Below are 3,337 nucleotides of genomic sequence, written 5' to 3'. Positions count from 1 at the left end.
GCTCCTGCACTGATCCGTGGTGTTCAGGCTGCGGAATCAGAATAATTTCAATACCTAGCGGATTAGTTGGTGTCACCACCTCGCGTCTTCCTGCCCAGTGCGCGGTATAGGGCAGACCGTGGATGCAGAAATTTGTCGGCTGGAATGGCCTCGGCAGGAGCCGGTCTCTATCAAGTGCGCGGATCAGCACGTCCGGGGCCGTTTGGGTACCGTGCTGCCAGCCCAACCGACGATATGTCCGAAATCCTCAACTAGCCGGCGACCACCGAATCTCGAGGACGCCTCCGAAGCAGCTGCAAATGACGATGGTCCGGCGGGGGGAGGCGACGGCGGCAACGCAACATCAACGCGTCCGTTAGATTGAGGAAGTGCCGGCGATGCGCCGTGCTGTGAAGGGGCTGCCATGCTTTCCAGAAATGGCCTCACCAGTTCATAGTCCTCCTCCCTCAAGACGAAGGCCTCTGGCGACCCCGCGACCTCGGGCGACACACCGGGCACCGTCGAACCGCCGTACGCGGAGGCCGACTCCCCAGGCCTCGCAGCCGACAATGGCCCAAAGACATCCGCCACAGGCGCACCTTGACCATCCTCACGCGGCTCTGATGTCGCGGGCGCATTCGACGCAGTAGTGACGTGCTGCTGAGTGCGTGCCCCGGCGCTCGGGTCCTCGTGTTCGCGGTATGCCTCTCGAAGGTACCTCAACGCGGACATGATCTTGGGGGCATAAGCCCTGTACTCTTTAGCATCCTGCGTCAACGTATCGTCGTGAAGGCGGCCCGCCATTGGCTCCATTTTGCGCTCGTGGAGCCAATCACTGAACCCGCGAAGAACCGACGCGTAATCGCTGACAGTGGTCGGCTGCAGAGGCGAGGTACCCTCCTCCTCAAGTACGAAATAAGGCTCTCGTCCTCGGCACACTTTGCTTTGAGATGATCGCCGGACTTGGCGGTGCGGCGACCCACCGGTGTTCCAGCAACGACCTCTCGAAGGCGCGTCAGCGCTCTTTCGAGCGTACGGACCTCCTCCTCAAAAAGTCGTAGCTCCCTTGTATAGGCCTGCACATCGGCATTCAGTTGGTTAAGCCGATTGGCCATTGGCGGCCTTCCGGACTTGCGAAGCCATCCGCTAAACCTTCGCGCCGCGTTTGCCGTCCATCGCACGTAATTCCCGGCGAGGTCACTCCTTTTGGCTTCCGTTTCGAAGCGGGAAATAAGTGCCTCGTCGATATCGAAGTCGAGCGTCTCATGTTGGTCAGAGGGCTTGTCTGGCGAGCCATGCCTTTGCTTTTTGTGTGGCGGACTATCCGTCATAGTCCATCTCCGAGCCAGAATGTACTCCGCACCCACCCCCTGTTGGAGCATCTCAAAAGCAAGCGCCGCGCCAACGGAATCAACGCAAATTCTCAAGCTTGAAGGTTCGCGCGCGACAACCGGACTCCGGTGTTCTAACTCCGACATGCGTTGCACCACCGTCAGAAGCAGCACACGGTCAGCTGTCGTTCGCGCGCGAACAGTTTCAGTTCGGCGCGCTAGCCTCATCAACTGCCGAAGACGGAATTGAGCTAACCTCAATCAAGACCGGTCAGTCTGGATTGACGAGAATGCAGATGGCCGTAGACGAACGAGGCGTGTTCGTCGGCATTGATGAAATCGTCCAATGGAGGCTTGCCATGCATGCTGCACGACGAGTTCGAAATCACTTGCCGCACGAAACGCAAAAGCCCCGAAGCGACGCTACCCCTGGCTACAAACGTTAAGGCCGCGCGACCAACGACTTGAGCTCGACCGCAACCATCGCCGCGCTCGTCTTTTACCGTCCTCAGCCCTGCACGGGCAAGGCGCCCCCAAAAGAGCGGAGCCCGAGCCGAGCTGGAACAGCTATCGCCGTCGCAAAGCGGCGCTGAGCTGAAGTCGTTCACCACTTGTCTTCGCCGGTGGTACTGCCGGGAACGTGTTCCCATTTCACTTCTTTGTAGGTGAACGACCAGTCCTCCATGTTTTGGAAGAAGTTGTTCTGCGGGTTGATCGTCAGTGGCACAAACGCCTTGCCTTCGATGAGGGTCGCGTCCTTCCAGGACATTTTGAAGAAGTTTTGCGGCTTCGGCATCCCCCCTGGATCGGCGCGGTAGAACTCGCACACCACTTCTTCAAGCACCTCGTTGGTGGCTAGTGCCTGCCAGAGTAGCGGCGAGGCACGATCGAAGAACTTGGTGAAGACCACCGGCTGATGATTGCGCGCGCCGGTGGCGACGCCGCTCGTCATATCGCGCGGGACAATGATTCCACTGGTGAAGGCAACGACGGTGATCTTTGATTGGTTGTCGGCGTCGCTCTTGGCGACCTGCCCGATACTATCGGGCTTGGACGCATCTGTGGAGATGTCGCCCTGCTTCTTGCCCTTGATTGTTATGTAAGCTTCAAGCGCCACTTTCGCCTCCATTGTCTGGTATGCGCCCTCACGAACGGACACGACGGACATCGCAACATCCATGCCAACGTCGTCGACCAGAGTTCCTTTGTGTTTACCAACCTTTTGGTCATCCCGGTCAAAGAGCGATGCGCAGATTTCGGCACACCGTCCCCGTTAGGCTGTCTGCGCAAGTATAGCGATCCCTCACAGCATAATAGAACCTGCTGACTCCAGCTCGCACTCGACATCCAGAAACGCACGCGTGGCAACGTCGAGCACAGCCTGCCCCGTCACGCGATAACCGATGTGTTTGTCGACGACCGCATTGCCTCGCACGGCGTAGATGACGACTGTACGAGGACCGCGTTGTTGCTGCTTCAGATACTGCGTCGATAGCCGCAGGCGCAATTCGCGTCCATCGCGAAGCAGTTGTGAGCGAATGCCATCGGACGACGGCGGCGGAGCGTTAATCGTCGGTGTTGGCAGGATGGTCGCGCGCGCTGCATTGACGATCGCTTCTAATAGCGGGTCGATCTCGCGGGTCGCGGGTCGCCAGACGGTCATAAAGCGCTACGAGATGCAGAAATCAGGCAGGCCCATCGTATATCTCGATGAAGGCACCTGATTGCGACTTGATGCGATTGAACAAGTGCGTCTCGGATGTCACCACACTCTTCATATCGGGATTGTGCACCGCCCCGACCACCACCGGCCGATCGATATCGCCGTTCATGTAGCCAACCAGGACTTCCGTTCCGGCGACTAGAGGAAAATGGAGCCCGGTTTCACTCGGGCCAACGTAAGGCTCGAGCTTCCTCACGTAGTCGCTGCCACGTCCTCTCGGCGCTGCTTCATCTGCGAACGTAAATTGCACCTTATAGCGGCCCTGGTCGTCGATTTCCGCCCGCTCGTTCCACGCTTCTCCATC

At 58.7% G+C, this 3,337-nt stretch carries 4 protein-coding genes; all 4 read right to left on the bottom strand.

The window, feature by feature from the left end; translation table 11 throughout:
• Positions 1-190, bottom strand: a 190-nt coding sequence (locus Q3C01_RS44685) for a hypothetical protein (RefSeq protein ID WP_458151715.1), incomplete at its 3' end; no start/stop codon positions are given.
• Positions 191-1,914: 1,724 nt separating this feature from the next.
• Positions 1,915-2,478, bottom strand: a complete 564-nt coding sequence (locus tag Q3C01_RS44680; RefSeq protein ID WP_458151714.1) for an Hcp family type VI secretion system effector — start codon at positions 2,476-2,478, stop codon at positions 1,915-1,917.
• Positions 2,479-2,613: 135 nt separating this feature from the next.
• Entirely contained in the window at positions 2,614-2,973 is a 360-nt protein-coding gene (locus tag Q3C01_RS44675; RefSeq protein WP_458151713.1) for a hypothetical protein, read from the bottom strand.
• A 22-nt stretch (positions 2,974-2,995) separates the two neighbouring features.
• Positions 2,996-3,337, bottom strand: a 342-nt coding sequence (locus tag Q3C01_RS44670) for a phage baseplate assembly protein V (RefSeq protein WP_458151711.1), incomplete at its 5' end; no start/stop codon positions are given.

Source organism: Bradyrhizobium sp. UFLA05-109 (assembly GCF_054185165.1).
Note: the sequence above shows the minus strand (reverse complement) of the source record. Positions and strands in the feature narration are given on the sequence as shown.

What these genes read in the sequence shown, in the direction of transcription:
- Q3C01_RS44680 (WP_458151714.1), bottom strand. Translation starts at nt 2,478, where the DNA reads ATGTCCGTCGTGTCCGTTCGTGAGGGCGCATACCAGACAATGGAGGCG.
- Q3C01_RS44675 (WP_458151713.1), bottom strand. Translation starts at nt 2,973, where the DNA reads ATGACCGTCTGGCGACCCGCGACCCGCGAGATCGACCCGCTATTAGAA.